The organism is Microbacterium sp. zg.B48 (genome assembly GCF_024623505.1).
Lineage (GTDB): Bacteria > Actinomycetota > Actinomycetes > Actinomycetales > Microbacteriaceae > Microbacterium.
On the sequence record NZ_JANJFE010000016.1, the window covers coordinates 236,754 to 262,211 of the forward strand.

Genomic DNA, 25,458 nt, shown 5'->3' on the forward strand with positions numbered 1-25,458 from the left:
CGAACATGACCCCGGATGCCGAACCACTGCGCATCGTCGTCGGCAGCGACGAGGCAGGCCTGGAGTACAAGGAGCTGCTCAGGGCGGACCTCGAGGCGGACCCGCGTGTGGGATCGGTCCTCGACGTCGGAGTGTCCGGCGCTGAGTCGACCGACTACCCACACGTCGCGGTGCGGGCCGCGCGTCGCGTCGCTGCCGGGGAGGCCGACCGCGCGCTGCTGATCTGCGGCACGGGACTGGGTGTTGCCATATCGGCGAACAAGGTGCCGGGAATCCGGGCGGTGACCGCGCATGACTCCTATTCGGTGGAGCGCAGCGTACTGTCGAACGACGCGCAGGTGCTCTGCCTGGGTCAGCGCGTCATCGGCGCGGAGCTGGCCCGGCGGCTCGTCCGAGAGTGGCTGGGATATCGCTTCGATTCGTCGAGTCCCTCAGCCCAGAAGGTCGCAGCGATCCGCGGCTATGAGGCATCACCCGACGCAACGTAGGTCGGGTTCAGTCCGTCGAGATTCGACGCGTTCGAGCCAGCGACCGGGCGGCGCCGTTGGGCGTGTAGCAGAGGTCGCGGATGGCACGCCCGACGGCTGCGCGGGAGTCGTCGCTGACTCGCGGGTCGTCGTTGATGACGCGCGAGACGGTCGAGCGCGATACGCCAGCGGTGGCGGCGACATCGTCGATGGTCGGCGGGGTATCGGAGTTCATGGATGTCCTTTCCGGGAGTGCGCCTGTTCGATACGTCGAACGGCACGCCGCGCGATCGACAATCCGGCTCGAGCCCACTGTGGATGCGGGTCCGCGGTCGCGTGTCATCGTGCGCACGATACAAGCAGGGTCTGACACCTGTGCACTTCGGCCAGATCTCGCGAGCCGAGGCGGCCGATGCGCACGGGGCGTCGTCGCGGCCACTGCCCCGCAACTACGCTTCACACCAGACTCCCACCGGCCTACCGCGCACGTCGCCGTGCACTCGCGCAGCCGGCATGAGGACTCCGCACGCAGTTCGTGTCCGCGAACCGGCAGCGCCAGCGGGCGCGCCAGAAGGAAGGCAACGCCGATGTCGTTCGAGTACCGCTACCGCGAGCGCCGCAACACCGTCGAGGAACGCGGCGGCCGGCCCGTGCAGCCCCGGACCGAGCATCACGACGGGATCGTGGTCCACCGAGACGTGGCGGTGCCGACGCGTTCGGGAAAGGTCGTGTGGGCGGATCTCTTCCTTCCCGCCGACGGCGCCGTCGTGCCGGCGATCGCCTCGTGGACTCCGTACGGGAAATCCAATCCCGCTCCCATCGGCAGGCGGTTCCCGCGCAGCGGCGTGCGAGACGATCAGCTCAGCGACCTCGTCTCGTTCGAAGCGCCGGATCCGGCGTACTGGGTGCCGCACGGATACGCCGTGATCGCCGCAGACATGACCGGGATGTGGAATTCGACGGGGCCGGCCCATTTCATGGCGCCGGAGGAGGCGGAGGACTACTACGACCTGATCGAGTGGATCGGGACCCGGCCGTGGTGCTCCGGAAGGGTGGGCCTTTCCGGCGTCTCGTATCTGACCGTGTCGCAGTGGCGCGTCGCCGAGCTGAATCCTCCGCATCTGGCGTGCATCAACCCGTGGGAGGGCTGGACGGACACCTACCGCGAGGTGGCGCGTCACGGAGGCATCCCGGAAACCTTCTTCTGGCCGTACATCTGGGACCGGTGGGGCGTGGCCCAGCCGGGCTCGCTCTTGGAGGATCTGGAGGCGGAGGACGCCGAGCATCCCTGGTTCGACGACTACTGGGCGTCCAAGGCCGCGCAGCTCGAGAAGATCACGGTACCGGCCTTCGTCACGGCGAGCTGGACCGACCACGGGCTGCACACCCGGGGCACCCTGGAAGGATTCCGCCGCATCTCGTCCGCGCAGAAGTGGCTGTCCGTGCACGGCCGCAAGAAGTGGGCGGAGTACTACCTTCCGGAGAACCTCGAGCGGCAGAAGGCGTTCTTCGACCGGTTCCTCAAGGACGTGCAGAATGAGGTCGACGAGTGGCCGCCCGTGCGAGTGGAAGTGCGCAGCGACCATTACGACGGCGTCGTGCGCGAGTCGACCGAGTGGCCGCTGCCCGAGGTGGAATACGTGCCGTTGCATCTGGGGCCCAGCGGTGTTCTCAGCGCAGACGTTCCGGTCACATCGGGGTCGACCGAGTACGACGGCAATGCGGCCGGTCTGGGAGCGCAGCGCGCGACGTTCGAGTACACGTTCACGCGCGACACGGATGTCGTCGGCCACGCCCGCGCGATCCTGTTCGTCGAGGCGCCCGAGGCCGAGGACATGGATCTGTTCCTCGCCGTGTTCAAGAAGCGCGCCGACGGAACGGTCGTGGGGTTCCCCTATTACGCGCTGTTCGACAACGGGGCGGCCGCACTGGGCTGGCTCAGGGTGTCGCACCGGGAGAAGGACGAGGAGAAGTCGCTGCCCTACCTTCCCGTCCTGAAGCACCAGCGCGCGCTCCCACTGGACAGGAACGGTCCCACCGAGGTCGAGGTGGAGATCCTGCCGTCCGGAACGCGCTTCGCGGCGGGCGAATCCCTGGTGCTCGTCATCCAGGGCGTCGACGTCTTCCGCTACCCCGAAGGTCTGCTGCAGAAGAGCCATACGCACTATGTCAACGAGGGGCCGCAGATCATCCACTACGGCCCAGCCACCCCTTCCCGCCTGGTGATTCCGGGGCTGCCGGCGGTGTTGCCCGCGGACGTGCAGCGGAGTTGATCGGTACGGACGGTCCGCGGGCCTGATCCGGGCGCGCTCGGTGCGGGGCGGGCACGGACGGCTTTGGCGCGCGCGCCAAGTCCCCTCGGCACCGCTGGCGTGGGCAACGTGTGCCCGGTGCGGCGCCGCGGCTTGGATGGAATCAGGACGGATGCCGTGTGTCACGGACGTCGAAGGGGCACCTCGCAGACTTTTCGGCTTCGACGCGTACCGCCGGCCGAAACGCCGGGCAGACGGCATCCGGGCCCCCTGATCATCACGTGGCACGACACATTCGGCGGAAACGCCTGAGAGGAAGATCGATGACGATCAACGAACGGCAGTCCCTGTATGTGCAACCACAGTTCCACTCCGTCCCGTCCTTCTACGGGCGACAGTTCGAGCCGGTCCGCCTGGAGGCGGACCTCTTCGATTGTCAGATCGAGGGAGTCTTCCCCGAGGAGCTGAAGGGCACCTTCTTCGGCCTGGGGCCGGACCATCAGTACCCCACCTTCGAAGACGACATCATCCTCAACGGCGACGGCAGCCTGCTGTCCTGGCGGATCGAGGGCGGGCACGTGGACTTCAAGTCCCGCTATGTCCAGACCGAGCGGTTCACCGCGGAGCGCGAAGCGCGCAAAAAGCTCTTCAACGTGTACCGGAACCCCGTGCGCGACGACCCGGACGCCCCCGGACTGCTGCAGCGGGACAACACGGGCAACACGTATGCCTGGTACTTCAACGGTCGCCTCTTCGCCCTCCGTGAGGACTCGCATCCGAACGAGATCGATCCGGTCACGCTGGAGACCAAAGAGGTCTTCAACTTCGACGGGGCACTCAAATCCACTGCCCTCTCGGCACACGGCAAGATCGACCCGGTCACGGGCGAGTGGTGGGCGTTCGGGATGTACGCCGAGCGTCAGTGGGCCGGGGAGTGCGCGCTGATCGTCGCCGACAAGAACGCCAAGCTCATCCGCGAGGAGTACTTCGTCGCGCCGTACCCCGGCATGATGCACGACTTCGCGGTGACCCGGGAGCACGTCATCTTCGACATCCAGCCGTTCCGGGTGGACGAGGAGCGGATGAAGAAGGGTGGTCAGTTCTACGCGTTCGACCCGGACCAGCCCTCGCTGTGGGGGATCATGCCGCGCGATGGCAGCACGTCCGACATCCGCTGGTTCCGTGCGCCCGGCGTGGTCTGCGGGCACATCATGAATGCCTACACCGAGGGCAAGAAGGTCATCGTCGATGCCCCCGCCGCCCCCGGCAACTCGTTCCCCTTCTTCACCGACGTCGCCGGTAACCCGACCGACATCGAACTGGGCAATGCGACCATCACGCGGCTGGAGTTCGACCTGGTCGGCGAGTCGGACCAGCCGAAGGTGACCCGCATCCACGGCGCGGTCGGCGAGATGCCGAAGATCGACGACCGCTTCGCGATGATGCGCTACAAGTACGGCTTCTTCCGCGGCGCCGACGGACTGAACCGGATCGACTGGGACACGCTGGAGGTGCGGAACTACCCGATGGTCGCACCGAACGTGCTGCACGAGTGCACCTTCGTCCCGCGGTACGAGGGTGCGGCGGAGGGCGACGGCTGGCTCCTGGCCGTGGTCAACCATGCGGCGACCAACCGGGGTGCTCTGGTCGTCTTCGACGCGATGAAGATCGAGGACGGCCCGATCGCGAAGGCCAAGATCCCGTACTCGACGCACATGACCTTCCACGGCAGCTTCGCCCCCGGGGTGCTGTAGGCCACAGACCAAAAACGCAGGGTCCGCGCCCCGGTACGGGATGCGGACCCTGCGTCGTTTGTTCTTACAGTTTGAAGACGCGTTCGGCGATCCCCTGGAAGAAGTCCGCCTTCTCCTCGTCGGAGTAGGGCAGGGCATCCTGGTCGGCGACCTCTTGCGCCACGAACTGGTACGGATAGTCCATCGCGTACATCACCCGGTCTGCTCCGACCACCTGGCGGGTGAAGGAGATCGCGGGTTCCCACGCCATGCCGCTGGTGGTCAGCCAGATGTGGGACTTCAAGTACTCGCTCGGACGCTGGTTGAGCGGTTTGATGGATTCGTAGCGTCCCGAGGCGACCTGCTTGGCATGCATGTGATCGATGCGGCTCATGAAGAAGGGAAGCCCTTCGCCGAGGTGGCCGCAGACCACGCGGAGGTTGGGCAGCCGGTCGAACAGGCCCGACGTGATCATCCGGAGAAGGTGCAGACCTGTTTCGGCCGCGAATCCCCACACTGCTCCGTCGAGACCGGCTTCCTGCCAGGGCTTGATGACGTCGCCCGGCAGCGTCTGCGGGTGCAGGTAGATCGGAACGTCCAGGTCGGCCGCGGACTCGAGGATGGGGAAGAAGTCCGGGTGATCCAGGTAGCGGCCCTTCACGTGGGAGTTCACGATCAGGCCCTTCAGGCCCAGCGTGTTGACCGCCCGATCCAGTTCGGCTATCGCGGATGAGCTGTCCTCGAGCCCGACCGCCGCCAGCGCGGCGTAGCGGTCAGGGTGCGCGGCAACGGCCTCGGCGAGCCGGTCGTTGGTCAGCTCGGCGGCCCATTTCGCGGTCTCCACATCGAGGACCTGGGTGCCGGGTGCGGTCAGCGCCAGCACCTGCTTGTCGACCCCGGTGTCGTCCATGTCCTGCAGGCGCGACTCGCCCAGCGAGCTGATCTTCTCGATGACGCTTCGCGGCTGGGGGTGCTCGGAACGGAGGAAGTACCCCATCAACGAGACGAAACCGGGGTCCGCGTCGCCGGAGTCGAGGATCTTCATGTACTCGTCCAGGACCTCTCGAGGGGCGTACGCCTCCTCGGTGGCGATCCGCAGGTACGGGCGGGACTCCCACCCGGGGGCGCCGCCTTGTGTTGTCGCAGTCATACGTTCTCCTTCGCGGGGTGATCGGCCAGCACAGTCTGCCAGCGCGTGATGCCGGGCAGCTGCGCCGCCGGATGGCTGAATCCGACGATGCCGTGCTCGTCGGTGACATGCTCCAGCGAATAGAGCAGGTGCGTGCGTCCCAGACCGGACTGTTTGACGCCGCCGAAGGGCACAAGGGGAACGCTGGCTCCCAGGCGGTGCGCATTGATGAACGTGTTGCCGGCTTCGATCCGGCGGGCAACCGCCTCGGCGTGCCGGAGGTCCTGCGACCAGATCGAGGAGGCGAGCCCGAACTCCGTGCGATTCGCTTCGACGATCGCCTCCTCGTCCGTGTCGAAGGGGACGATGGGGATGATCGGGGCGAACTGCTCGTCGAGCACGAGTTCGTGGTCCGCGGCGATGCCGGTGACGACAGTGGGTGCGATGTAGTTGCCCGCGGTCCAGTCGGCCGAGTCGGCCCGGATCCCGAGCTCCCGTACGACGGCACCGGCGGCGCGTGCCTCGTCGAGCAGACGCAGCGCGTTGTCGTAGCCGTCCCGGGTCGCCAGCGGGCCGATGTGCGCGTCGGGATCGAAGGCGTCGCCGACGACGATTCGCGACACCGCCGCCGAGAGCTTCTCCACCAGTTCGTCATGGCGTGAGCGGTGAACGTAGATGCGCTTGATGTTGAAGCAGATCTGCCCGGTCATCGCAAAGCAGCCGGCGACCAGTTCCGCGATGAGGGAGTCGGTGATCTCGGCCGATTCCAGCACGACGGCCGGATCGTTGCCGCCCAGTTCCAGCGCGACCTTCTTGATGTTCGCCGCTGCGGCGGCTGCGATGCGCCGGCCGGTTCCGGTGCTGCCGGTGAAGGACACCGCGCGCACATCGGGATGCTCCGCCAGATGCTGGCCGACGACCGAGCCGCGTCCGGGGACGACGTTGATGACACCGTCGGGCAGGTGCTCGGCCATCGCACGCAGCATGGCGGTCAGGGCGAGCGGAGCTTCTACCGCGGGTTTGACCACGAGCGTCGCACCCGCAGCCAGCGCGGGCGCAATCGCATTGAAGGTCAGGAAGATGGGTGTGTTCCAGGGTCCGATCACCGCGACCGCACCGACCGGGACGTGCCGCAGTCTCACGAAGCTCGCCTGGCCGGTACCGGGGAGCCCTGTCCTGTCTTCGCCGGCTTCCAGTTCGGCCACGAGCTGGACCATTCCGCGCACCATCGCCAGCGATCCGCGCACGTCGCCCTGCGCCTCGTGCAGCACTTTGCCGACCTCGAGGCTGATCAGGGCGGCCAGCTCGTCGGCGATCGCCTCGACGGCGTCCACGGCGGCCAGCACCATGGCGCCGCGTTCGGTGGTGGGGATGTCGCGCCAGCCGGGGAAGGCGCGCACGGCCGCTGCGACCGCCTCGTCGGCGTGCCGAACGTCGGCGAGGGCCACGCGGCCCACCTGCGCGCCCGTCGCCGGGTTCGTCACCACCAGGGTCTCGGTCACCTCGGGCGTGAACCCGTCGATCAAGGGTGCGGCGAGCCGCCATTCGTCGCGCAGGCGCGCGTGAGCGTCATTAGTCACGCACCCTACTCTCCACGACGGCGGCAGTTGCGTCTTTGGGCGAGCCGACCAATCAGCGCGCCCGGGATGTGTGCGCACACCAGTGACGGTGCAGCATCCGCCGCGCAGACTGGCGTCGGACGCGGCCACGCGCGCACGACGAAAGGTGCTCTCACGACATGGTGACCATGACGGCGGCTGTCGCCGCGGCGGCCGGAGCGGAGTTCGAGCTGCTGGACATCGAACTGGACGAGCCGCGCGCCGACGAGGTTCTGGTCCGCATCCTCGCGGTCGGGATCTGCCACACCGACATCAACGCGCTGAGCGGTCGGCTGCCGGTGACGATGCCGATCATCCTCGGTCACGAGGGCTCGGGTGTCATCGAGCGCGTCGGTTCTCAGGTCACCTCGGTGCAGCCCGGCGACAAGGTGGTGATCGCTCCGGATTTCTGCGGCACGTGCACGCAGTGCCGCCTCGGTCATACGGCGTATTGCGAGAAGTCCGGAACACTCGTCTTCGGTGGGACACGGTTGGACGGATCGACGAAGGCCAGCCACCGAGGGGAACCGGTGCGCGGCGCGTTCTTCGGCCAGTCCTCGTTCGCGCAGTACTCGCTGGTGACCGAGCGCAACATCATCAGAGTCGCGGACGACGCGCGGTTGGAGTATCTGTGCGCCCTGACCTGCGGCGCGAACGCGGGCGCCGGCGCGGTCCTGAACACTCTCAAGCCGGATCCGGACCATTCGATCGCTGTCTTCGGTGTCGGCACGGTCGGACTGGCGGCGATCGCCGCGGCGCGAATGCGCGGCGCCCGGGAGATCATCGCGATCGACGTCCACGACTCCCGCCTGCAGCTGGCCCGCGAGTTCGGGGCCACACACACCATCAACACCGCCGGCGGGACGGACACGCTGGCCGCCATCAAGAAGATCGTGCCGGCGGGGGTGGATCGCGCGTTCGACTCGACCGGGGTCAAGGACGTCGTCCTGAGCGCGATCTACTCGCTGACCTATCACGGGATGTTCTGCTACGTCAGCGGCACCGGCGGGGTGCCATTGGACCTGGATCTGAACCGGATCCTGACCAAGGGCATCACGATCCGCGGCGTCATGGGTGGCGACGGCACCGGTCTGGTCTTCCTGACCGAGCTCATCCGGCTGTTCGAAGAAGGCCGGCTGCCGATCGACCGGTTGGTGCAGACATACCGTCTCGATCAGATCAACCAGGCAGTCGGTGACATGAAGGCGGGCACGACCATCAAACCGGTGATCACCTTCGACTGACATCAGCGGCGGTGGCGCCGGCACACCGTCGCGGAGAGCGACTTTGTGCACGCGGACCAGACGACCGGTCTCGGGTTGTGTCCGGGGGCCAGTGAGCACACCCGGACGACCGGCGAGAATGAGAGAGCGCGCCGCTCTTCGTTGCTCGCCTTGATCAGATGCGAGACCTCGACGAGGAGGTACGGATGGCAAACGACGCACCGACGACTTCGGACGCGCGCCGAGGCGGCATGGCGCGGCTCCGGCGGGAATGGGCTCTGCGGCCCGAGCGGAACATACAGATCCTGATCGGGATCGTCGCGGCACTGCTCTTCGTCTCGCCCGCGCTCGCGGTCATCATCGGCGCGTTCCGCACATCACCGTTCACCGAAGGCCCACAGGCGGGCGTCTGGTCGCTGCAGCCGGTCATCGACGTGTTCACGAGCCCGGAGACCTGGGGAACACTGTGGAACACGGTGCTGCTGACGGTGGCCTCGGTCATTCCGGCCACCATCCTGGCCGTGTTCTTCGCGACGCTCGTGACCAGGACCAATGTGCTGGCCAAGTGGCTGATCACCGGCACCATGGCCATCCTCGTTGCGCTGCCGCCGCTGTTCTACGCGCTTTCCTGGTCGATGCTCGGCAACGAGACGGTTGGCCTGATCAATGTCTGGTTGCGCGGGATCAGCTCCGGATTCGCCGAGGGGTACCTCTGGGGTCAGGGCCCGTTGAACATCGAGTCCTGGGGCGGATTGATCCTCGTGTCGATCTTCCGCGCGACGGCGTTCATGTTCCTGATCCTGATCGGTCCGTTCTCCACCATGGACCGTTCGCTCGAGGAGGCAGCCCGGGTCTCGGGAGCTGGGCCGATCCGGACGTTCTTCGGCACGCAGATCCCCGTCCTTATGCCGGCGATCTCCGCCGTCGTGGTCATCTCGACGGTCGCCTCGATGGAGGCCTTCGATGTCCCCGTGGTCCTGGGCGTGCCGGCGGACATCTACGTCCTGCCGACGGAGGTGTACCGCTACCTCAACGATGCCCGCAACCCGTTCTACGGCCACGCCAGTGCCGTGTCGATCCTGCTTCTGGTGATCCTGGTCGGGCTCCTGGTCATCGAGCGACGGCTGCAGGGCCGTCGGCGATTCACGACGGTCACGGGCAAGGGGGCCCGACAGGGCGAGTGGAGCCTGGGCAGGTGGCGGCTGCCGCTCTTCGCGTTCAGCCTGGTCTACGCGGTCATCGCCGTCCTCCTGCCGCTGCTGCAACTCCTGCTGGTGTCGTTCTCGCCCTATTTCGGGTGGAACCCGACCGACTGGTCCATGATCCTCGACCCCCAGGCCGGCCTGACCACCAAGTGGTTCGAGACCATCCTGAGCAGTCAGCAGAGCGTCAACACGTTCCTGCAGACCGCTGCCGTCGCCGCACTGGCGGCGGTGCTGGGAATGGTCGCCGTCATCGTCATCCTCTGGGCGGTCAAACTGCGTCGCGGTCGGTTGGGGACGCTGCTGGACGGCAGTCAGATGCTGCCCATGGTGGTCCCCGGGCTGCTGCTGGCGCTCGGCATCATCACCGTGGTCCTGATCGGTCCGTGGAAGTCCCTCTACGGCTCATCGCTGCTTCTGATGGCAGCCCTGTTCATCGCGGTCGTTCCGCTGGCCAGCCGCACGATCGCGGGCGCCATCGTGCAGATCCCGGCAGAATTGGAGGAGGCCACCCGGGTCTCCGGCGGCAGCCGCGCGCGAGCGCTGTTCGCGGTGGTCTTCCGGCTTCTGCTGCCGAGCGCGCTGAACGGCTGGCTGCTGTGCTTCGTCGTCGCCTCGGGAACGCTTGCGATCCCCATGCTGCTCGGTGAACGGCGCGCCCCGATGCTGGCGATCAAGGTGTACGACGACTACCTGGCCGGCAACTTCTCGTTGGCGGCAGCTTCCTTCGTGCTGTTCGTGGTCGAGATCCTGCTCATCGCCGTGGTCATCGAGATCCTCAAGCGGCTCCTGACCCGCCGCACGAAGCGCCGCAAACTCGTCCTGGCCACCAGCGCGGACGCCGATTGGACCGGAGCCGTCCGAGTACGTCCCACGCGCCACCTGCCGAGGAAACTCGACGTCGAGCCCACGGTCGACGCATGACTCACCCGAAAAACACCAAGGAGCAACGCATGAAAACCACGCCCATCGCAGGGATCGCGCTCGCAGCATCGATGCTGCTGCTGATCAGCGGCTGCGCGAGCACGCCCGCGGCCGCGCCGGAGAGCTCGGCCGGCACCGGTGCCGCGGCCGGCGACTACTACCTCGACCCGAAGGCCGAGCAGATCTCCGAAGAAGCTGCGCAGCGGATCACCGAGCTCTACGAGGCGGCGATCGCCGACGGCGAGGACGAGCTGAGCATCATCTCCGGGCTGGCCGATGACATGGTCACGACGTGGGAGGCCTTCGAGGCCACGTTCCCCGAGATCTCGGTCACCTCCGCGTCCCTGATCGGAGCGCCGCTGATCACCCAGCTGCAGTCGGAGGTTCAGAGCGGGAACCACGTCACCGACGTCCTGCACAACCCGAACGGCCAGCAGTATGTCGACTTCGCGGAGGAGTACGAGGTGGTCGGCATGACGGTCCCCGAGGCTCTCGCCGACAGCGCGGACCAGCTGATCGACCCCGACCACAAGTTCACCTCCCCCTTCATCGGCTTCTTCGGCTACGGAGTCTTCCTGCCGCGTGCCGGGAGCCTGAACCCCAAGGTCTGGACCGACCTGACCAAGCCCGAGTACGCGGGCAATGTCCTCATGGGGGACCCGAACCTCCCCGGCCCGTCGCAGGACGCTCCCATCTACCTGGCCGAGAACGGTGCCTTCACCGACGCAGACATCAAGGCCCTCGCCGGCAACGTTGTGATCAAAGGTACGTACGGTGACGCGGTCGCCGGTCTCATGCAGGGCGAGGCGGCCTTCATGTTCGCCGCGCCCTCGTCCGCAGTGGTGGGCGCCCAGCGCGCCGGCGCCCCGGTCGAGTTCCGGCTCATGGAGAAGGACAATTACGTGGTCACCCACAAGCAGCTCCTGCTGGCGGATGCACCTCACCCCAACGTGGCCAAGCTGTACCTGGAGTGGCTCAACACGCTCACCGCGCAGAAGGCCATCGGCTCGGCCGGGCTCGCCCCGCTGAACGTCGAAGCTGCCGACCCTGCGGCGCCCTGGACCAACTGGGTCGAGGCCAACCTGACCGGGATCGTTCCGTCCGTGGACATCGACGAAGCCCGCCCGGGTTACATCGAGCAGTTCAAGACGATCTTCGTTCCCTGAGTCTGAACGAGATGGACTGATCGGTTCGCCGATCGGAGAGGTGTACAGGAATGCGCTCACTGGAAATCGACGCGATCGCCAAGCATTATCCGGGCGGCAGCGTCGCTGTGGAGGACATCACGCTCTCGCTGAGCGAGGGTTCCTTCACCACGCTGCTGGGTCCGTCCGGGTGCGGCAAGACGACGACGCTGCGTTGTCTGGCCGGCCTGGAGGTGCCCGATGCAGGCCGCATCCAGTTCGGTGACGACGTCTTCGTCGACGTCGCCGCCGGCACATTCCTCGCTCCTCACAAGCGCAAGCTCGGCATGGTGTTCCAGAGCTACGCGCTCTGGCCCAACCGCACCGTGCTCGGCAACATCGCGTATCCGCTCCGGCTGCGCGGCGTGGCCGGCCGAGCGGCCGCGGCACGGGCGACCGAGGCGCTGAACGCGGTCGGGCTGACCGGCCTGGACGCGCGGTATCCGCATGAGCTCTCGGGCGGGCAGCAGCAGCGCGTTGCGCTCGCCCGAGGGCTCGTCTCGGCATCCGGTCTGCTGCTCTTCGACGAGCCGCTGTCGAACCTGGACGCGAAGCTCCGCCTCGCGATGCGCACCGAGATCCGCCGCCTTCACGACGAGTTCGGCTACTCGTCCGTCTACGTCACGCACGATCAAGAGGAGGCACTCGCCATCTCCGATCACGTGGTGGTGATGAACAAGGGCAACATCGAGCAGTCCGGCACGCCGCACGAGATCTTCGCCAAGCCGAAGACGGCATGGGTGGCGGACTTCGTCGGATTCGACAACATCCTCACCGTGACCCACATCGATCCGGACGCGGGACGCGTCGATGTCGTCGGCGGTGGTTCCTTCCATCTGCGCGGAGACATGATCCGCTCGTGGCGGGGCGCGCAGATCGCCTTCCGCGCCTCGGACGTCGTCTTCGCCGCCGACGCGCCCAGCGCGCAGCCACAGGCCACGTTCAGCGGCACGGTGACCGCGTCCAGCTACCTCGGCGACGCCTACCGGCTGGCCGTGGAGACGGCCGCCGGCACCACGGTGATGGCGAACATCCCGGACTCTTCGCGGGTGCAGACGCAGGAGAAGTACCTGGGCGAGTTCCACGAGTTCGCGATGCCGGCCGACAGCCCGATCATCCTCGACTGAGCGCCACCGGCCCGTCGTCGTCGCTGCCTCTCACAGCGAGAGGTAGTCGGCGAGCAGGAGCGCTGTCTGCGTCTCGACCGGCCGCGCCATCGGATCACGGCCGAGGATCTCCTCGATCCGCTTCAGCCGATACGCGATCGTGTTGCGGTGGACGTACAGGACTTCGGCGGCGCGGACGAGGCTCCCGTTCAGGCCGATCAGCGTGCTCAGCGTTCGATGCAGGTCATCGATGAGCGGGCCGGTGCCCAGCAGCGGGCCGATCTCGCTCTGGACGAACAGCCGCGCCAGTTCCGGCGACTGGGCGGCCAGGGCGAGAATGCCGTCCGCCGCGAACGAAACGACCGGACCGGCCTTCGGGGAGAGCCGGTTCAGAGCATGCGCCGCGGTCGCGGTCAGGCAGGACGTGCGCAGTCCCGAGGTACCCGAGCCGACCAGCCCGATGGACACGAGCGAGCCGGGCATCTCGGTGACCACCCGTTCGAGCCACTCGGCCACCGGCTCCTCGCGCAGCGCTGCGCCGGTGATCAGGATCCACACGGTGTCCTGATCCACCGGAACTGAGTTGACCGTCCGGTCGGCGAACCGACGGGCGACGGACTGCCGGAATCCGGCGAAGTCCAGCTGCACCGCGCGTGCCTCCGAGTGACTGGCCGGCGAGACGACGACGCAGACGTGTTCGCTGGCCGGCGGCACCCCGAAGACGTCGGCGATGATCTCATCATCGATGTGGACGCCGCTGATCAGCCGCTCGAGGAGCTGTCGCTGCCCCACCACGCGCTGGTCGCGCAGGCGCTCGTGTTCGTCGGTGTAGATGCCGGCGTTCTGGTCGATCAGCGCACCGAAGTACGTCGCGAGCGACCGGTCGATGTCGGTCAGCAGGGCCACCGTGTGCTGCCGCGGCATCGACTGCACGACGATCTCGATGAAGGTGCGCCGCCAACGATGATCCAGCGTGCGCATCCCCCCGATGAGGCGCTCCAGCGGGATGCCGACATGGACCGATGTGAGCGTCGAAGTGCGTTGCGCCTTGCTGACACGGACGCCTGCGGCGTTGTCTCGGCCGGTCAGCAGATAGCGGATGAGGTTGATCGAGATCGACTCGATGGCCATGCCGATCATCTCCGCGAGGATCTCGAACCGCGCCGGAGCCACATCGGCGGATGCCTCCTCCGCGGCGGCGCGGGCCACGTGCAGAGCCCAGCTCACCAGACGCGGTTCCATGCCCTCGCTGAGCGTGGCAATGGTGCGGGCGTCGTTCAGCGTCGGCGGTCGTTCGACCTCCGGCACGTGCGTGAAGACCTCATCGATTCGGTTGACCATCGACCTTGCGCCTCTCCGGGCCGGCGACAGCGCCGGAACGCTCCATTATGCAGGATGAACAACTGCTCCTCGCAGCCGTGGCGAATCGCCCGTGGGATCGGGGCCCTGCGGATCGTAGCTTTGTGGAAAGAGTCGAGCGAGAGCGCTCGGCCACGATCAGGAGGCCTGCAATGACCATCGAGCAGAGCGCGTCCGCGCCGACGGGGACACGCACCCTCCCGCAGACCGGCGACGACTACCTGGCGTCGATCCGCGACGGTCGCGAGGTCTGGCTGTACGGCGAGAAAGTCACGGACGTCACGACGCACCCGGCCTTCCGCAACTCGGCGCGCTCGATGGCCCGACTGTACGATGCGTTCCACGATCCGGCGACCGCCGACCGGATGCTGAAGCCGACCGACACCGGCAGCGGCGGTCTGACGCACCCCTTCTTCCGGGTGGCGCACTCGCAGCAGGATCTCCGCGACAACGTCACCGCCATCCAGACCTGGCAGGAACTGGTGTTCGGGTGGATGGGGCGGACGCCGGACTACAAGGCGGCCCTGCTGACCAGTCTGGGTCAGGACCCCGAGTATTACGGAGAGTTCGCAGACAACGCGCGGCACTGGTATCGCGAAGCGCAGGAGAATGTCCTCTTCTTCGCCCACGCGATCGCCAACCCGCCGGTCGATCGCGGACGACCGATCGAAGAGGTCCGGGACGTCTTCGTGCACGTGGAGCGCGAGACCGACGCCGGGCTCGTCGTCAGCGGCGCCAAGGTCGTGGCCACCGGCTCGCCGATCGCCCAGTACATCCTCGTCGGTCACACCCGTGTCGAGGTCGCCGACAAGGCCTTCGCGCTGATGTTCGTCGCCCCGTTGGACGCGCCGGGCGTCAAGCTGATCGCGCGGGCATCCTACGAGGAGGTCGCCGCACGCACCTCCTCTCCCTTCGACTACCCCCTCTCCAGCCGCTTCGACGAGAATGACGCAGTCCTCGTCTTCGACGAGGCGCTGATCCCCTGGGAGAATGTGCTGATCTACGACGAGAAGAAGATCTTCTCGTTCATCCGGGACAGCCGGTGGACCGGCCGCGGCATCCTCCAGGCGAACGTGCGGCTCTCCACGAAACTCGGGTTCATGGCGGGGCTGATGAATCAGGCACTGGAAGTCGTCGGCAGCCAGAACGAACGCTTCGCGAACGTCGCCCTGGGTGAGATGCTCGTGAACCGGAACGTCCTGAACGGCCTGCGCGCCGGAATGATCGAGCACGCGGTGCCCGGCCCGGGAGGCTCCATGGAGCCCAACCCGGTGTACGCCTCCGCATCCGCCGCCATCGGTCCCTCGTTGCAACGGCGGAGCCGGGAACTGGCGGAGAAGTTCACCGGGTCCGGCCTGATCTATCTGAACTCGCTCGCGAAGGACTTCGGCAACCCGGAGCTGCGGCCCACACTGGATCGATATCTGCGCGGCTCGAACGGAAAGACAGCGATCGACCGCTCGCGGATCATGAAGATGCTCTGGGACGCCGTCGGCAGCGAATTCGGTGGCCGGCACGACCTGTACGAGCAGAACTACCTCGGCCAGGAGGACGTGCACTTCATGTCCTCGCACCGCACGGCGCTGGCGGACGGGACCATGTCCTACCTCGAGGGCCTCGTCGGCAACGCGATGAGCGACTACGACCTCAACGGATGGACGGCTCCGGACCTGGTCTCCAACGACGACGTCGACACGCACCGATGAGTACGATCGACAGCCGCGCGTTCCGCAGCGTCGCCGGCAAATTCCCCTCCGGGGTGACGGTGATCACGACGCGCTCCGCTGAGGGCATCGTCCACGGCATGACCGCGAACGGGTTCGTGTCGGTATCGCTGGACCCGCCGCTGATCCTCGTGTCCGTGGGCGAGCACACGCGCACGCACGAGTATCTGACGGTCAACGAGCGGTACTCCGTGAGCATCCTCGGACACCAGCAGAAAGATGTCGCGGTGCGCTTCGCCGGCAAGCCGACCGACGTGGCCGCGCCCGAGTTCGAGTGGGTCGACGATCATCCGTTCGTGCCCGATGCGATCGGCCGGCTCGGATGCCGGATCGTGGACCGCCACAGGGCGGGCGACCACACGCTGTTCATCGGAAACGTCGAGCACCTCGCCCTGCGCGAGGGGGACCTGCCGCTGGTGTTCAGCTCCGGGCAGCTCTTCTCGCCGCTGGAGCGTCCGCCCGCCTGATGTCCCGGCGCACCCGGGCGGATCCGCGGCACACGCCCGACGTATCCGCCCGGCCGGGATCCGTGCCGGATACGGGCTACGTCTGGTCCCGGTACCGCGCGGGCCAGATTCCCTGTTTGCCGGGGGAGAGGATGCCCTGCGGGTCCAGTGCGTCCTTGAGCCGCTCGACGAAACGCCGGTAAGCGTGCTCGTTCCAGTCGTACTGTTCCTGGATCACGTCCATGCCGCGGACATGGCCTCGGTAGAGCGGATACCCCTCCGCTCCGAGCCGACGCACCGCGGAATCGTAGACGTCGTATGCCGCCTGGATCCGCTCCGGGTCGGCGTGATCGAAGTTGATCACACCGAGGTAGACCAGCGAGCGGGGGAACAGGCAGATGCTCGGCCAGAAATCGAAGCCGGCGCCCTCCATCTCCGCACGCAGGATGTCGCCGATGCGGGCGGCGTCGCGACCGGTGTTGGGCGCAACCGGGGACAGCTCCAGGTGACCGCCGTCGGGCCCCCACCATTCCAACGACTTCAGCAGGCTCTGCCCGGGCCGTCCGGCCTGCACACGGTCCGGGTGCAGCGGGAGCGTCTCCTCGGACACGTCGCGGCCCTCGGTCGGCAGCGCCGAGAACTCGCCGCTGGGCACCGCTGCCTGCAGAACCTCACGCACCCTCTCGAGCTGCGCCTCGACGATCGCGCGGGGGCCGGAGATAGCGGCGCGGAGGTTCCACCAGCCGGCGCCCAGTTCCGTCATCAGCCGCCGGTAGTCGCTGTCGGTGATCGGGCCATCCAGCCACTGCGAGCGCGGCCCGCGCATCGCCGCCGTTCCCAGCACGCCGCCGATGACCGGAATGTTGCGGATCGTGCCCTCGAGCATGAGGACGCGGGTGGCGTCGATGAGTGGGACCAGGTCAGCGTCCTCCCAGACGCGGAATCGCAGCGGCGCGAACAGCTCCGGTGCAGGACTGATCCTGCGCCCCAGCTTGGTGACGATGCCCAGGTTGGACTGCATGAAAAGGGATTCCACGTTCGGGCCGAAGCCGCGCGGGTGCGCGTGTCCGGCAGCACTCGTGGAGGATGCCCACATGCCGGTCCGCAGCAGCGACCCGTCCGGTAGGACGATCTCCAGCCCGCTGGCGGCGGCGGCGTGATCGCCGAACTCGGTATAGCCGACGCCGTGGTCCACGGTGTTTCCCACGACGGAGCCCCAGCCCAGGTCGGGTGTGGACGGCCACCAGTTCCCGCCGCGGGCGGCGAGTTCGTCGACGAGCTCGTAGAAGGTGACCCCGGGCTCGACCACGACGTACCCGAGTTCTTCGTTGACCTCGAGGATGCGGTTCATCCGTCGGAAGTTGAGCGTGATCGAACCGCGCACGCGCGGAGCTCCGCCGCCATAGCCGTTGTTCTTACCCTGGCTGTGCGTCCACAGCGGGACGCCATGTGCCTCGGCGATGCGCACGACCGCTTGGACGTCCTCGACGCTGGCGGGCTGCACCACGGCCGACGGCCAGTGGGTGTCCCACGCGGGCCAGTCGTAGGGGTCGCGGAATTCCTCGATGCCCTCCAGTCGCACCGCGTCCGCACCGAGCGCGTCGACGAGTGCGGCGACCGCACGCACGTAGTCGTCGCGCTCGACGCCGTCGGGGAGGATCGCGGGCAGCTCGATGGTCATCGGTCATCTTCCTTCGCTCGTACGGGTGCGGAGTGCAGTGCTGCGGGCGGCCCGCTTCGTCCGGCCCGGAGCCGTTGTGGCCAGATGCCCTGCTTGCCGGGAGAGAGGATCCCGGCCGGGTCGAGCTCGTCCTTGAGTCTCTCGAGGAAACGGCGCATCGCGTGGTCGTTCCAGTCGTAGATGTCCTGCATCATGTCCATGAACCGGATGTTGCCGCGGTACGGCGTGTAGCCCGCGGCGGCCAGCTCGGGGTACGCCGAGCGGGCCACACGGTATGCCGCCGCGATCTGCGAGGGGTTCGAACGGTCGAAGTTGAGGACCCCGAGGAACATGACCGAGCGCTTGATCACGTACACGCTGGGCCAGAAGTCGAAGCCCTCCGCCTCGACGATCGGCCTGAGGATCGCCGCGATCCGCTCCACGTCAGCACCCGTCGCCGGGCCGATCGGGGAGATCTCCAGGTGGCCGCCCTCGTCGCCTCGCCACTTCGCGGTCTCGAGCATCACCAGGCTCGGCCGTCCCGCCTGCACGTTCTCCCGGTGGGTGAGCGCGCCGTGGTCGATCTCGTCGCCGGGCAGAAGCTTCGCGGTCACCTCAGCGTGAGGCAGCGACTTCAGTACGACCTCGCGCACACGCTCGAGGCTGGCCGCCACCACCGCCGCCGGGCCGTAGACGGCGGCCGAACAGTTCCACCAGCCGATGGCGAGCGTCTCGCACATTCCGCGGTACACCTCGTCGGGGATCGGCACCGGGCCGTCGTACCACTCGCGTCGAGGCTTGCGCATCGCGGCGGCACCCAGCACGGAGGTGATGTTGGGTATGTTCGGGATCGTGCCCTCGATGGTCAGCACACGCATCGCATCGACGAGGGGGCCGAGATCCTCACCGTCGGGGACCCTGATGGTGATCGGCGCATAGATCTCCGGCCGCGGACTGAGCGGGCGGGCGAGCTTCGTGACGATTCCGAAGTTGGACTGCATGAACAGCGGTGTGAGATTCGGCCCGAAGCCACGGGGATGTGCTGCTCGGCTCGTGGACGACGCCCACATGCCCGTCCGCAGCAGGGAGCCGTCGGCCAGCACCACCTCCAGGGCGGGCACGTGCGCGGCGTGGTCTCCGTACTCGGTGTATCCGAAACCGTGGTCCAGCGTGTTCCCGACGACGGAGCCCCAGCCCAGGCTGGGCGTCGCTGTCCACCAGCGCCCCCCGCGCTGCTGCAGCTCGTCCACGAGTTCGAAGAACTGCACGCCCGGCTCCACGACCGCGATCCCGAGCTCATCGTCGATCTCGAGGATGCGGTTCATCTTGCGCAGACTGACCACCACGGATCCGCCGACCACGGGCGCAGAGCCGCCGTAGCCGTTGTTGCGCCCCTGGCTGCTCGTCCAGATCGGGACGCCGCGGGCTGCGGCGATCCGCACGACCGCCTGCACCTCCGCCACCGTTGTCGGCTGCACCACGGCCGAGGGAAAATGCGCTTCGTCGAAGCCGTCGTAGGGGTCGCGGAACTCATGCGCCGCCTCGGCGGTGAGCACGGCGTCGGGTCCGAGCGCGGAGCGGATTTCGGCAAGCGCAGCTTCGAGCGCCGCGGGGTCTGTCTCTGATGGCAACGGTGGCACAGCACCACGATCCCTGATGGCGCCCTCGACCGGCACGGTTGCCGCGACAGTGCCGCCGAACGAATCTGGCGCCGGCGATAAAGGCGGACCCACGGTCACGCGTTGGCGTCGATGAACCGGCTCAGCAGCGGTCCGAACGCATCCCACGGGGAGCCGATCGCGTAGACCGGGGTCAGGTGGTTCTGCGAGTAGAGCAGGTGCAGGGGGGCGAACCCGCCCTTGCGTGCATGCCACTCCGCGGCGAACTGCGTCGCGTGATCCTGGAACTCCGGCTCGTCGAATTCGCTGACCGTGCACAGGAGGGGCAGGTCGGTGTCGATGAGGCCGCCCAGAGTGCCCCGCTCGGGCCAGGCGGAAACGTCCGCGCCCCAGTAGGCCAGGTGCATGTCCTTGCGTGTCGCCCGTCCGACGTCGTAAAGGCAGGAGACGATCGCAGCGCCGGCCAGGGCGCGGCCGTGCGGACCGTAGCCGCCGTGGCCGACGACGTAGTCGGCGACGTGCATCGATCCGGCGGACTGGCCGCACAGGAACACCTTGGTGGCGTCCCCACCGTATTCGCCGATGTGATCGATGACCCAGGTCATCGCGGCGGCGACGTCCTCCGCGCCGGACGGGTAGGCGAACTCCGGCGCCAGCCGGTAGTTGATCGCCACCGCCACCCAGCCCTGCTGAACAGCCCACGAGCCGATGTTCTTGAAGTACGGCGTCTGATCGGAGTCCTTCGCGCCGCGCACGAAGCCGCCACCGTGAACGTAGACCAGGACGGGACGCTCCGCGCCGCTCGCGGCAACAGGAGCGTACACGTCCAGGACGTGGCGCTCGTGTGCGCCGTACGACAGATCCTTCGTGACGGCGACGGCGTCGTAGATCGCCGGATCGATATCGGGTGCTGTCAGGCTGACGGTGCCGGCGACCATCTCGGGGGTCAGATCCAGGCCGAGGGCGATGAGCGCCGCGCGGCGCTCCTTGAACGACTGAGTCATGCGGTTCCTAACGGACGAGGGCGAGAGCACTCCGACCCTAGTTCGGTCGTCCGGGCGGGGCATGTCACGTCAGGCCAGGGAACCGGCATCCCGTTGTGCGCCCACGACAGTTTCTCCCCGCGTCCGCGGGAACTGCCGCGCGCGACAGTCCGACCTTCGAAAGCCTGCTCCGCGTGTGCTGACACGGGCTGACGCAGGCTGCCTACCATGACGAAGCGGCCCGACGCGGCGTGGTCGCACGCGCAGTCACAGGAACCGCCCGCAGGCACAAGGAGTTACCACGATGACGCTCGCCGGCAAGTTCTACAACATGCACAGTTTCCAGGGGAAGCAGTCGCCCGCGACTCGACTGGAAGCGGAGCTCTACGACGCGGAGATCATCGGTGAGGTGCCCCGGGAGATCAACGGCGCGCTCTACCGCGTCGGCGGCGACCGCTACTACCCCACGCTCGAGGACGACGTCATCATCAACGGGGACGGACTGTTCTCGATGCTGCGCTTCGAGGACGGCCACGTCGACTTCAAGTCCCGGTATGTGCGCACGCCGCGACTGTTGGCCGAACGGGCAGCACGACGCCGCTTGTACGGCAAGTACCGCAACAAGTACACCGACGACCCCGAAGCCCCCCAGGTCGACCGCAACAACACCGGGAACACGTACGCGCACTGGCACGCCGGTCGCCTCTTCGCGCTGCGCGAGGACAGCCACCCGTACATGATCGACCCGGAGACGCTCGACACGAAGGAGCAATGGGACTTCGACGGCAAGCTGAAGTCGATATCGGTCTGCGCCCATCCGAAGCTCGATCCGGTCACCGGTGAGTGGTGGGGCTTCGGCCTCTTCGCGGACGGCTCGTACATCGAGCCCGTCCTGGCGCTGCAGGTGGCCGACCGGGAGGGCAACCTCATCCGCGAGGAGATCTTCAAGAGCCCGTTCCCGGGGCTGTCGCACGACTTCGCCGTCACGCGCGAGCATGTCATCTTCGACATCATGCCGCTGACGGTGGACGAGGAGCGGATGAAGAAGGGCGGCGACTTCTACAACTACGACCCGAGCAAGCCGAGCGCCTGGGGCATCATGCGCCGCGACGGCTCGGTGAACGACATCCGCTGGTTCCACCTGCCCAACACCTTCTCCGGGCACATCATGAACGCCTTCACCGAGGGCGACAAGGTGTACGTCGATGCGACGATCTCGCCGGGCAACGGATTCCCGTTCTTCCCGACGACCATCGGCGAGATCTCATCCCTCGAGGAGGGCATCGCCCAGATCACGCGGCTGGAGTTCGACCTGTCGGACGATGCCGGCGTCCCCAAGCAGTACGCGGTGCCGGGCTCCGTCGGCGAGATGCCTCGCAACGACGGACGCTTCCAGATGGAGCGCTACCGCTGGGGATACTTCCGTCACGACCGCGGCATCGCCTCGTTGGACTGGGACAACCACCAGGTGCGCTTGCACGAGCTGCCACCGGGCGTGGTGGCTCAGGAGCCGATGTTCGTCCCGAGATCCGCGGATGCCCCGGAGGGCGACGGCTGGGTCATGTCGATGGTGAACTTCATGGCTGAGAACCGGGCCGAGTTCTGGATCCTGGACGCGAAGAACGTCCAGGCCGATCCCATTGCACGAGTGCTGCTGCCGTACCGTCAGTCCTTCTCGTTCCATGGGTCCTTCGTCTCGCTGGATCAGATCTCGAACGCGGTCAAGTAGCCGGCGCGGGCCGGTCCGCGCCCGCGGTGCCGCGCGGAGTCACGAGGCGATGTCGGGTACGAGCTCGACGAGCTGCAGCGCCAGCAGAATGGGGACCGGTCGGTCGCGAAAGCCCGGCCCCAGCATCCCCTCCGCCTGAGCGACCCGGTACGCGACGGTGCTGGCCGCGATGTGGAGTTCCTCCGCCACGGCGATGCGACCGTTTCCGGTCTCGAGGTAGCGACGCAGTGTCGTGCGGATCTCGGCGGTGCGACCGCCGGGCTTCAGGAGGGGGCCGAGGTGATGCCGGACGAACCGCCTCGCGGCCGAGCGGTCCTGAAGCAGAAGCGACAGGTGCGCCACCGAGTCGTACCCCCAGACGTCATCCGCCGCCGCCGCCCTGCCCACTCGCGCGGCCGCATATGCGCCGTGGTACGACTCCCGGAAACCCTCGATGCCGATGCCTGCGGGACCCAGGCTGATGCTGACCCCGGGCGGTCTGACCGCTGTGCGCAGCAGTGCGGCGGACTCGGGCGGTGGCTGGCGGGACGAGAAGGTCCACCACATCTCGACGGCGGCGTCGTGCGGAACGACGATCACCCGAGCTGCTCCGAGCAGGTCGGCGGCAGTGCGCGCGAAGGAAGTCACCGATTCTTCGAGCTGCGATACGTGCCGCCCGGTTGCGCTGAACGCCAGACCGAACAGGTGTCCGCCCAGCAGCGGCAACCCGAGGATCTCCTCCGCGTCGGCGGGTGCAGGGCCTCCCCGGATCAGATCCGCGATCATCCGGCGGCGCGTCTCACGGGTCTTGCCGTCCCACTGCCGCCGTTCCTCCCGGTAGGCATCGGTGAGAGCGCGCACCGTCGCGTTGCCATGGGCGAACATCGCCGTGCTCATTGCCCGGATCGCCGCGATCTGGTGCTGCGGCTCGACGAGCCTGCCGATCATCTGGAGCATCTCGTCCTGGGATGCGGCGTGGCTCGCCCAGGCTTTGTGGATGAGCGCGTCGACCGGCATCCCCTGCCGAACGGCGATGCGCGCGAGCTGGGGCATCGCCGGGGAGATCCGGATCGTCTCCAACGGGGATTCCCCAGCCATGGCGACCAAAGCCATGAGCAGACCGACCTCCGCACCCTGGCGGGAGAATCCGGTGGATTCAGTCGGAACGCCCAGCTTCTCTCCGTCGTCCCGGAAGCGGCTCGTGATCCGCTCGGCCGTCTCCACGGCCCACGAGACGGGACCGGGGCCGATCGCATCCACAGCCGAGCCGATCGTCTCGGCATCTGCGGCTCGTCGCTGCGCAAGCTGCGCCGGCGTCCAGCCGCCGTGTGCGGGCGTCAGCGCGAGTATCCATTGCGAGGACTGACGCATGGATGTCTCTTCCCCATCGGCCACGTCCTCCAGGATGCCCGATGGGTGCGAGCAGCTGATTGTGCGAAGCGACCAAGCCTTTCCGGAAATCTGGCGCAGGGCACGAACCGGACCCGTCGCCGGTATGGCTAGCGTGGTCGTCGGCAGGAATTCAGAGAGGACGTGGAAAGTGGTTGATCTCGACTTCGGGGTGTTCGACTGGCTCGACGTGAATCGCGATCGGAGCATTGCGGACACCTACGATGACCGGATCGCCATCGCGCGGAGGGCGGACGAGGGCAACTTCGTCCGGTTCCACCTCGCCGAACACCACGGCGCGACCCTCGGCCTGGCCGCGTCGCCCGGTCTGTTCGCGGCCGCACTGGCACGTGAGACTCAGCGGATTCGGCTCGTGCCGACCACGTTCATCGTCCCCCTCTACGATCCGCTGCGGCTCGTGCAGGAGATCGCAATGATCGACCAGCTCTCGCACGGCCGGCTGGAGCTTGGCATCGGCAAGGGCTCGTCGCCGCACGAGAGCGCGATGTACGGGTTCACGCCCGCGCAGATGCGGTCCCGCTACGAGACCTTCCTGCCCGCGATTCTGCACGCGCTCAAGACGGGCGTCTTCCTGCCGCCGCACGGCGGCGACCCTGTCGAGCTCACGCTGACGCCGTCCGGCGACATCCCGGTGTGGTACCCCACGTCCAACCCGGAGTCGATCCGCCGGACGGCGGAGAACGGTCAGAATACGATCTTCGGCTTCGCGTTCAAGTCCCCCTCCCTGCCCGTGATCCGCGAGCACAGCGACCTGTTCTCCGAGGTGCACTCCGCGACGAGGCCGGGTTCGCCGCTGCCGCGGTTCGGCGTGCTGCGACACGTGGTGGTCGCGGACACCGACGAGCGGGCGTTCGAGATCGCCGAACGCGCGTTCGTCGACCACTACGACAACTTCACCTGGCTGTGGCGCAAGATGGGCGCGGAGCAGCCTGCTCAGCCGGACCTTCGCCGACTGGTCGAGGAGCACCTGTTCTTCGTCGGCTCGCCGGCGTCCGTGGCCGACCAGGTCGCGCACGTTGTCGAGGCGGGCGGAGTGAACTATCTCGCCGGCGCCTTCTCGTGGGGCACGCTGTCGCGCGAGGAGGCGCTGCGGTCGATCGATCTGTTCGACACCGAGGTGATCCCGGCGGTGCGCGGACGCCTCAGCTGAGGCGTCCGCGCTGTCACGCTCGCGGTGGATCGAGTAGACCGGGCAGAGCGTGCACCAGCTGCAGCGCCAGCAGCACCTGCTGGGAGCGTTCGGCGACGGGACGGCCGAGGAGCTCGCTGGCCTTGCCGACGCGGTACGCGACGGTGTTCGGCGCCAGATGCAGTTCCTTCGCCACCAGGACCCGGCTGTTCCCGCTCTCGAGGTAGCGGCGCACGGTATCGCGGATCTCCCCGAGCCTCGGGCCGGGCCCGGCCAGCGCTGCCAGTTCGTGGCGCACGTACCAGGATGCCGCTTCCCGGTTCTCCACCAGCAGCGCCAGATGACCGACCTCCTCGAACCGCCACACCGACCTCTCCGCCGCCTCGGGCAGCCGTGCCATGCGCTCGGTGAGTCGTGCCCCGCGTACCGCCGCCCGGAAGCCCTGCACTGTCTGGCCCTGCGGGCCGATGGCCAGTCGCATCCAGTCGGGTCGGTGGAAGGTCGCCAGCAGGGCCGCGGCGGGGGGGGGGGGGGGGGGGCGCCCCCCCCCCCCCCCCCCCGGGGGGGGGGGGGGGGGGGGGGGGGCGCGCGCCCGCGGCCGC

At 67.7% G+C, this 25,458-nt stretch carries 20 protein-coding genes; 11 read left to right on the forward strand and 9 right to left on the reverse strand.

What is annotated here, in order from left to right; translation table 11 throughout:
- Window positions 1-5 precede the first annotated feature (5 nt).
- Window positions 6-488 carry a ribose-5-phosphate isomerase gene (locus tag NQ152_RS13260; protein WP_257503703.1) on the forward strand — a complete coding sequence of 161 codons (483 nt, stop codon included), beginning with the start codon at window positions 6-8 and terminating at the stop codon, window positions 486-488.
- Between the two features lie 7 nt (window positions 489-495).
- Here NQ152_RS13260 and NQ152_RS13265 read toward each other — a convergent pair whose 3' ends face one another.
- Window positions 496-702, reverse strand: coding sequence for a LacI family DNA-binding transcriptional regulator (locus NQ152_RS13265; RefSeq protein WP_306815930.1), 207 nt, complete (start codon window positions 700-702; stop codon window positions 496-498).
- A gap of 352 nt (window positions 703-1,054) precedes the next feature.
- Between NQ152_RS13265 and NQ152_RS13270 the strand changes: the two genes are divergently transcribed.
- Window positions 1,055-2,740 carry a CocE/NonD family hydrolase gene (locus NQ152_RS13270; RefSeq protein WP_257524338.1) on the forward strand — a complete coding sequence of 562 codons (1,686 nt, stop codon included), beginning with the start codon at window positions 1,055-1,057 and terminating at the stop codon, window positions 2,738-2,740.
- A 302-nt stretch (window positions 2,741-3,042) separates the two neighbouring features.
- The gene (locus tag NQ152_RS13275; protein ID WP_257524339.1) at window positions 3,043-4,473 is read left to right on the forward strand and encodes a carotenoid oxygenase family protein; all 1,431 of its coding nucleotides are present in this window, start codon (window positions 3,043-3,045) and stop codon (window positions 4,471-4,473) included.
- A gap of 64 nt (window positions 4,474-4,537) precedes the next feature.
- Here NQ152_RS13275 and NQ152_RS13280 read toward each other — a convergent pair whose 3' ends face one another.
- The gene (locus tag NQ152_RS13280) at window positions 4,538-5,602 is read right to left on the reverse strand and encodes an amidohydrolase family protein (RefSeq protein WP_257524340.1); all 1,065 of its coding nucleotides are present in this window, start codon (window positions 5,600-5,602) and stop codon (window positions 4,538-4,540) included.
- Window positions 5,599-7,161 (reverse strand): aldehyde dehydrogenase family protein, encoded by a 1,563-nt coding sequence (locus NQ152_RS13285; RefSeq protein WP_257524341.1) that lies wholly within the window; start codon window positions 7,159-7,161, stop codon window positions 5,599-5,601. The genes NQ152_RS13280 and NQ152_RS13285 overlap by 4 nt, the downstream gene beginning before the upstream one ends.
- A gap of 158 nt (window positions 7,162-7,319) precedes the next feature.
- Here NQ152_RS13285 and NQ152_RS13290 point away from each other — a divergent pair, with 158 nt between their 5' ends.
- The 4 genes from NQ152_RS13290 (at window position 7,320) to NQ152_RS13305 (ending at window position 12,839) form a co-directional block, all read left to right on the forward strand.
- Window positions 7,320-8,423: an NAD(P)-dependent alcohol dehydrogenase gene (locus tag NQ152_RS13290; protein ID WP_257524342.1), complete on the forward strand. Its 1,104-nt coding sequence runs from the start codon at window positions 7,320-7,322 to the stop codon at window positions 8,421-8,423.
- A 185-nt stretch (window positions 8,424-8,608) separates the two neighbouring features.
- Entirely contained in the window at window positions 8,609-10,528 is a 1,920-nt protein-coding gene (locus tag NQ152_RS13295; RefSeq protein ID WP_257524343.1) for an iron ABC transporter permease, read from the forward strand.
- 29 nt (window positions 10,529-10,557) lie between these two features.
- The gene (locus tag NQ152_RS13300) at window positions 10,558-11,694 is read left to right on the forward strand and encodes an ABC transporter substrate-binding protein (RefSeq protein WP_257524344.1); all 1,137 of its coding nucleotides are present in this window, start codon (window positions 10,558-10,560) and stop codon (window positions 11,692-11,694) included.
- A 50-nt stretch (window positions 11,695-11,744) separates the two neighbouring features.
- Window positions 11,745-12,839 (forward strand): ABC transporter ATP-binding protein, encoded by a 1,095-nt coding sequence (locus NQ152_RS13305; protein WP_257524345.1) that lies wholly within the window; start codon window positions 11,745-11,747, stop codon window positions 12,837-12,839.
- A gap of 30 nt (window positions 12,840-12,869) precedes the next feature.
- Here the strand turns inward: NQ152_RS13305 and NQ152_RS13310 are convergent, their stop codons facing one another.
- Window positions 12,870-14,159 carry a CdaR family transcriptional regulator gene (locus NQ152_RS13310; protein WP_257524346.1) on the reverse strand — a complete coding sequence of 430 codons (1,290 nt, stop codon included), beginning with the start codon at window positions 14,157-14,159 and terminating at the stop codon, window positions 12,870-12,872.
- Between the two features lie 170 nt (window positions 14,160-14,329).
- Between NQ152_RS13310 and NQ152_RS13315 the strand changes: the two genes are divergently transcribed.
- A complete protein-coding gene (locus tag NQ152_RS13315; protein WP_257524347.1) occupies window positions 14,330-15,883 on the forward strand; it encodes a 4-hydroxyphenylacetate 3-hydroxylase N-terminal domain-containing protein in 1,554 nt (517 codons plus the stop codon).
- Window positions 15,880-16,368, forward strand: a complete 489-nt coding sequence (locus NQ152_RS13320) for a flavin reductase family protein (protein WP_257524348.1) — start codon at window positions 15,880-15,882, stop codon at window positions 16,366-16,368. The genes NQ152_RS13315 and NQ152_RS13320 overlap by 4 nt, the downstream gene beginning before the upstream one ends.
- A 76-nt stretch (window positions 16,369-16,444) precedes the next feature.
- On the opposite strand, the gene NQ152_RS13325 is transcribed toward NQ152_RS13320, so the two are convergent.
- The 3 genes from NQ152_RS13325 to NQ152_RS13335 form a co-directional block, all read right to left on the reverse strand.
- Window positions 16,445-18,028, reverse strand: a complete 1,584-nt coding sequence (locus tag NQ152_RS13325) for an FAD-binding oxidoreductase (RefSeq protein WP_257524349.1) — start codon at window positions 18,026-18,028, stop codon at window positions 16,445-16,447.
- Complete coding sequence (locus NQ152_RS13330) at window positions 18,025-19,638, reverse strand: FAD-binding oxidoreductase (protein ID WP_257524350.1); 1,614 nt, start codon at window positions 19,636-19,638, stop codon at window positions 18,025-18,027. Before NQ152_RS13330 ends, NQ152_RS13325 begins: the two co-directional genes overlap by 4 nt.
- Before the next feature lie 104 nt (window positions 19,639-19,742).
- Complete coding sequence (locus NQ152_RS13335; RefSeq protein ID WP_257524351.1) at window positions 19,743-20,630, reverse strand: alpha/beta hydrolase; 888 nt, start codon at window positions 20,628-20,630, stop codon at window positions 19,743-19,745.
- 283 nt (window positions 20,631-20,913) lie between these two features.
- On the opposite strand from NQ152_RS13335, the gene NQ152_RS13340 reads away from it, so the two are divergent.
- On the forward strand, window positions 20,914-22,338 hold the full coding sequence (locus NQ152_RS13340) for a carotenoid oxygenase family protein (protein ID WP_257524352.1): 1,425 nt from the start codon (window positions 20,914-20,916) through the stop codon (window positions 22,336-22,338).
- Window positions 22,339-22,377: 39 nt separating this feature from the next.
- On the opposite strand, the gene NQ152_RS13345 is transcribed toward NQ152_RS13340, so the two are convergent.
- Window positions 22,378-23,688: a helix-turn-helix domain-containing protein gene (locus tag NQ152_RS13345; protein WP_257524353.1), complete on the reverse strand. Its 1,311-nt coding sequence runs from the start codon at window positions 23,686-23,688 to the stop codon at window positions 22,378-22,380.
- Window positions 23,689-23,857: 169 nt separating this feature from the next.
- On the opposite strand from NQ152_RS13345, the gene NQ152_RS13350 reads away from it, so the two are divergent.
- Window positions 23,858-24,877, forward strand: coding sequence for an LLM class flavin-dependent oxidoreductase (locus NQ152_RS13350; protein WP_257524354.1), 1,020 nt, complete (start codon window positions 23,858-23,860; stop codon window positions 24,875-24,877).
- Between the two features lie 13 nt (window positions 24,878-24,890).
- Here the strand turns inward: NQ152_RS13350 and NQ152_RS13355 are convergent, their stop codons facing one another.
- Window positions 24,891-25,337 carry a helix-turn-helix domain-containing protein gene (locus NQ152_RS13355; RefSeq protein WP_257524355.1) on the reverse strand — a complete coding sequence of 149 codons (447 nt, stop codon included), beginning with the start codon at window positions 25,335-25,337 and terminating at the stop codon, window positions 24,891-24,893.
- Between the last annotated feature and the right edge of the window lie 121 nt (window positions 25,338-25,458).

Coding starts and splice junctions, on each gene's coding strand:
- NQ152_RS13290 (WP_257524342.1), top strand. CDS start 7,320: ATGGTGACCATGACGGCGGCTGTCGCCGCGGCGGCCGGAGCGGAGTTC.
- NQ152_RS13320 (WP_257524348.1), top strand. CDS start 15,880: ATGAGTACGATCGACAGCCGCGCGTTCCGCAGCGTCGCCGGCAAATTC.
- NQ152_RS13260 (WP_257503703.1), top strand. CDS start 6: ATGACCCCGGATGCCGAACCACTGCGCATCGTCGTCGGCAGCGACGAG.
- NQ152_RS13265 (WP_306815930.1), bottom strand. CDS start 702: ATGAACTCCGATACCCCGCCGACCATCGACGATGTCGCCGCCACCGCT.
- NQ152_RS13355 (WP_257524355.1), bottom strand. CDS start 25,337: ATGCGACTGGCCATCGGCCCGCAGGGCCAGACAGTGCAGGGCTTCCGG.
- NQ152_RS13270 (WP_257524338.1), top strand. CDS start 1,055: ATGTCGTTCGAGTACCGCTACCGCGAGCGCCGCAACACCGTCGAGGAA.
- NQ152_RS13325 (WP_257524349.1), bottom strand. CDS start 18,028: ATGACCATCGAGCTGCCCGCGATCCTCCCCGACGGCGTCGAGCGCGAC.
- NQ152_RS13275 (WP_257524339.1), top strand. CDS start 3,043: ATGACGATCAACGAACGGCAGTCCCTGTATGTGCAACCACAGTTCCAC.
- NQ152_RS13315 (WP_257524347.1), top strand. CDS start 14,330: ATGACCATCGAGCAGAGCGCGTCCGCGCCGACGGGGACACGCACCCTC.
- NQ152_RS13345 (WP_257524353.1), bottom strand. CDS start 23,688: ATGCGTCAGTCCTCGCAATGGATACTCGCGCTGACGCCCGCACACGGC.
- NQ152_RS13300 (WP_257524344.1), top strand. CDS start 10,558: ATGAAAACCACGCCCATCGCAGGGATCGCGCTCGCAGCATCGATGCTG.
- NQ152_RS13305 (WP_257524345.1), top strand. CDS start 11,745: ATGCGCTCACTGGAAATCGACGCGATCGCCAAGCATTATCCGGGCGGC.
- NQ152_RS13340 (WP_257524352.1), top strand. CDS start 20,914: ATGACGCTCGCCGGCAAGTTCTACAACATGCACAGTTTCCAGGGGAAG.
- NQ152_RS13280 (WP_257524340.1), bottom strand. CDS start 5,602: ATGACTGCGACAACACAAGGCGGCGCCCCCGGGTGGGAGTCCCGCCCG.
- NQ152_RS13310 (WP_257524346.1), bottom strand. CDS start 14,159: ATGGTCAACCGAATCGATGAGGTCTTCACGCACGTGCCGGAGGTCGAA.
- NQ152_RS13335 (WP_257524351.1), bottom strand. CDS start 20,630: ATGACTCAGTCGTTCAAGGAGCGCCGCGCGGCGCTCATCGCCCTCGGC.
- NQ152_RS13295 (WP_257524343.1), top strand. CDS start 8,609: ATGGCAAACGACGCACCGACGACTTCGGACGCGCGCCGAGGCGGCATG.